The 3,836-nt window shown below is 65.7% G+C and carries 5 protein-coding genes and 1 pseudogene; 1 reads left to right on the forward strand and 5 read right to left on the reverse strand.

Annotated features, from left to right (window positions below):
- A partial coding sequence (locus DBR12_RS12760; protein WP_108617590.1) for a quinone-dependent dihydroorotate dehydrogenase occupies window positions 1-1,051 on the forward strand: 1,051 nt, incomplete at its 5' end.
- Window positions 1,052-1,144: 93 nt separating this feature from the next.
- Here DBR12_RS12760 and DBR12_RS12765 read toward each other — a convergent pair.
- The 5 genes and pseudogenes from DBR12_RS12765 to DBR12_RS12785 all read right to left on the reverse strand — a co-directional run.
- Entirely contained in the window at window positions 1,145-1,492 is a 348-nt protein-coding gene (locus DBR12_RS12765; RefSeq protein WP_369861550.1) for a hypothetical protein, read from the reverse strand.
- Window positions 1,489-1,884 carry a phage holin family protein gene (locus tag DBR12_RS12770; RefSeq protein WP_108617592.1) on the reverse strand — a complete coding sequence of 132 codons (396 nt, stop codon included), beginning with the start codon at window positions 1,882-1,884 and terminating at the stop codon, window positions 1,489-1,491. The genes DBR12_RS12765 and DBR12_RS12770 overlap by 4 nt, the downstream gene beginning before the upstream one ends.
- A 51-nt stretch (window positions 1,885-1,935) precedes the next feature.
- Window positions 1,936-2,238 (reverse strand): DUF883 domain-containing protein, encoded by a 303-nt coding sequence (locus tag DBR12_RS12775; RefSeq protein ID WP_108617593.1) that lies wholly within the window; start codon window positions 2,236-2,238, stop codon window positions 1,936-1,938.
- A gap of 147 nt (window positions 2,239-2,385) precedes the next feature.
- Window positions 2,386-3,024: pseudogene (locus DBR12_RS12780) on the reverse strand (NAD(P)/FAD-dependent oxidoreductase).
- A 48-nt stretch (window positions 3,025-3,072) separates the two neighbouring features.
- A partial coding sequence (locus DBR12_RS12785; RefSeq protein ID WP_233244445.1) for a histone deacetylase family protein occupies window positions 3,073-3,836 on the reverse strand: 764 nt, incomplete at its 5' end.

Consider the following 3,836-nt stretch of genomic DNA (forward strand, 5'->3'; position numbering starts at 1 on the left):
GTCCCTGATCCCCTACGCCCTCACCCGCCCCTTTCTCTTCGGCATGGACGCCGAAGCCGCCCACGAACTCACCATGGACATGCTGGCACGCGGGCAACGCACGCCGTTGCAATGGGCATGGTGCAATGAAGTGGTGGATGACCCCATCACGCTGGCTGGCCTGACCTTTCCCAACCGGGTGGGCATGGCAGCGGGCCTGGACAAGAATGCACGCTGCATCGACGCGCTGGGCGCCATGGGGTTTGGTTTTGTGGAAGTGGGCACGGTCACCCCCAAGGGGCAGCCCGGCAACCCCAAGCCGCGCATGTTCCGCCTGCCCGAGGCCCGCGCCCTCATCAATCGCCTGGGCTTCAACAACGAAGGCTTGGAAGCCTTTTTGCGCAACGTGCAGCAAGCGCAGTTTCGCAAGCAAAACCGCCGCAACCCCATGCTACTGGGCCTGAACATCGGCAAGAATGCCACCACCCCCATCGAGAACGCCACCAGCGACTACCTCACCTGCCTGGAGGGCGTGTACCCGCACGCGGACTACGTGACGGTCAACATCAGCTCGCCCAACACACAGAACCTGCGTGCACTGCAAAGCAATGCGGCGCTGGACGCCCTGCTCTCCGCCATCGCCGAGCGCCGCGAGTCCCTGGCCACCCGGCATGCCAAGCGCGTGCCTGTGTTCGTGAAAATTGCCCCCGACCTGGATGAAGCCCAGGTGGCTGTGATTGCCGCTACGCTGCAACGCCACGGCATGGATGGCGTGATTGCCACCAACACCACCATCAGCCGTGGAGCTGTGCAAGGCATGCGCCACGCCGAGGAAACCGGCGGACTCAGCGGCGCCCCCGTGCTGGAGGCCAGCAACCAGGTCATCCGGCAACTGCGTGCCGCTCTGGGCAGCCGCTTTCCGATCATTGGCGTGGGCGGTGTGATGAGCGCCGAAGACGCGGTGAGCAAGATCCGCGCGGGCGCGGACGTGGTGCAGATCTACACGGGCCTGATCTACGAAGGGCCTGCCCTGGTCGTCAAGGCGGCCAAGGCCATCAAGGCCATGGGCTGAGCCGCACCGAGGAGTTTGGTTTTTGTTACCCCAAAAAAAGAGCCACTGTGCAGTGGCTCTTTTCATTGGACGGCCTCTGCACAGCAGAGGTTTTCATCGCCGCAGGCGCAGCAGCATGGGAAGCAGGACGCCAGCCCAGCGGATCAACCGCCGTGGCCCGGCCACTACCGCCACACCCGCGATCGCTGCCACGGCCAGAGGGTGTTCGCGGGCAAAGCCTGCGGCGCGCAGTGCCAGCGAGTCCTCCGCCCCCCCTGAGGTTGCACGCTGGCTTTCAGCCAAAGCTTGGGCCTGAGCCCGCGCGGCACGGCGTGCGCGCAACCTTTCGCGCTGAAGGGCAATGCGGTCCAGGATGCGCTGCTGCTGGGCCGTGGGTGCGGGCAGCACCGAGCGGGTTGGCTCCGACAAGGCGGGCCGGGAAGGGGTAGACGGGGTGCTCACAGGCGCTCCTTGATGTCACGCCAATCCTGAGCCAGTTCGCGGCGCGTCAATGCAAAACCGTTGCCTGCACGCTGCGCCACCGACACCAGCGCCACCAAGGCAGCCAACCACCCCAGCATCCAGACCCCCGCCACCAGCCATGCGACCAGCGTACGCTGCGGCGTATCCCAGAAGTGCACCAGCACCGCCAGCGACAGCATGATCAGCGCCACCACCGTGAGCCCGGTGACCACAATGGTCAGCACCAGCAGTTGCTGAAACCGCTGCTTCAGATCGGCCCACTCCAAGCGGGCCAGGTCCACGCGGTCTTCCACCGCAATGGCCCCCTCGATCACGTTGGCGCGCCAGCGCGCCACCAGGCTTTCCAAGCCCAGAAGCGACAGCCAGTTCATGCGGGGCGGCCCTCAGGGCCTGCCAAGGTCAGCGTGTGCATGGCTCGGCGCTCAGCGGCGCGCCAGCAGGAAGCCGACCAGGGCGCCCACGGCAAGCGCAGCGCCCGCCACACGCCAGGGTTCGTCGTGGGCATACCGGTCGGCCGCAATGGCTGCATCTTTGGCCTGACGGGCGGCATCCTGTGCGGCGCGCACAGCAGATTCGCGCACGTTGTGCATGCCATCGTCCAGGCGCTGGCGCAGCAGTTTGATCTCTGGCACCGTGTCCAAGTCCCTGTTGGCCAGCAGGCCGCGCAGATCGGAAACCAGTTTTTCCAGTTCGCCCTGGGTGGTGGTGGTGTCGGAAGCAGTCATAAAAGCAGCCTTTCTTTCAATCAACAAACGGTTCGGAAAACCCCAAAGCGGGGACCTCGAACCATCTTAGCCACCCGCCCAGAGACCCCTCGTAGGACGGGGGCGCAAGAGGTTACTGATTGCAACAAACTTACCCCAGATCAAAGCTCAAACCAGTGCGGCCACATGCTCCGCAATGGCCGTGGAACTTGTCAAACCGGGCGATTCGATGCCAAACAGATTCACCAACCCGGGCACGCCGTGTATTGCTGGCCCCTGGATCACAAAGTCGGTCGCCGGTTGGCCCGCATCGTGGATTTTGGGGCGGATGCCTGCGTATCAGGGGGCCAGCGCACCATCGCGCAGACCGGGCCAGTATTTGCGCACCTCGGCATAGAAGGCATCGCACCGCGCGGGGTCCAGCGCCAGGGCCTCGCTGCGGCTGAGCCACTGCAGGTCGAGCACTCCATTGGCCCGCGCACGCGCCTGGATCGACTCCACGCTGGCCAGCTGCCCAGCAGCTGTGGCCACCAACAGCTTGCCGCAGCGCCGGTGTGGCACCCCGCGCTCGGCGCAATAGGCGTACAGCAGCTCCTTGCCTCGCACGCACATTCGCGCCTTGAGCGAGCCGGTGGGGTAGTACAGCCCGGCATGAATGACCTCGCTGTTGCGCGAGCTGATGCCCGTGCCGATGGCATCGGCCGCCTCCAGCACCATCACCTCGCGCCCCTGCAAGGCCAGCGCACGGGCCACAGCTAGGCCCACCACGCCCGCGCCCACCACCACACAATCGACCGTATCGGTCATTCGTTCACCCCTTCCACAACGGACCATCTTTCCGCGCCAAGTCGGGCGCTATGCCTGCTCAAAGCCATCCAGCACATTGACGGCGTTGGTCCCCAGTTCGGCTGCGGCATACCCGCCCTCCAGCACAAACACGGTGGGCAGCCCCAGGCGGGCCAGGCGCTCGCCCAGCCGGGTGAAGTCAGAAGACGCGAGTGCAAAGCGGGAGATGGGGTCGCCCTCGAAAGCATCGAGGCCCAGCGAGATCACCAGCGCATCGGCCTGGTAGCCCGCAATGCGGGTGCAGGCCTGCTCCAGGGCTTCGAACCAGGTGGCAGCGCTGGTGCCTGCAGGCAGCGGCAGGTTCAGGTTGTAGCCCGTCCCCTTGCCCTCCCCCACTTCATCCGCATGCCCCAAGTAGAACGGGTATTCGGTGCGCGGGTCGCCATGGAGGCTGACGAAGAACACATCGTCACGGTCGTAAAAAATGCTCTGAGTGCCGTTGCCATGGTGGTAGTCCACATCCAGCAGGGCCACGCGCCGGGCGCCCTGGTTGCGCAGCGACTGCGCGACAACAGCGGCATTGTTCAGGAAGCAGTAGCCGCCCATGAAGTCGGAACCGGCATGGTGGCCCGGCGGCCGCGTGCAGCAAAACGCGGCACGGGCCCCTTGCGCCACGCGTGCAGCCGCGCTCGCAGAGCCATCCGCGCCGGACTTGGCTGCCGCCCAGGTGCCTGCGGCCATGGGCGTGCCGTTGTCCATGGAATACAGCCCCAGGCGGGCCACGAAGTTGTCGGGCTCGACATCACTGCGCAACGAACGCACCGGCCAGACGG

Source organism: Acidovorax sp. HMWF029 (assembly GCF_003060895.1).
Classification (GTDB): Bacteria; Pseudomonadota; Gammaproteobacteria; order Burkholderiales; family Burkholderiaceae_C; genus Acidovorax.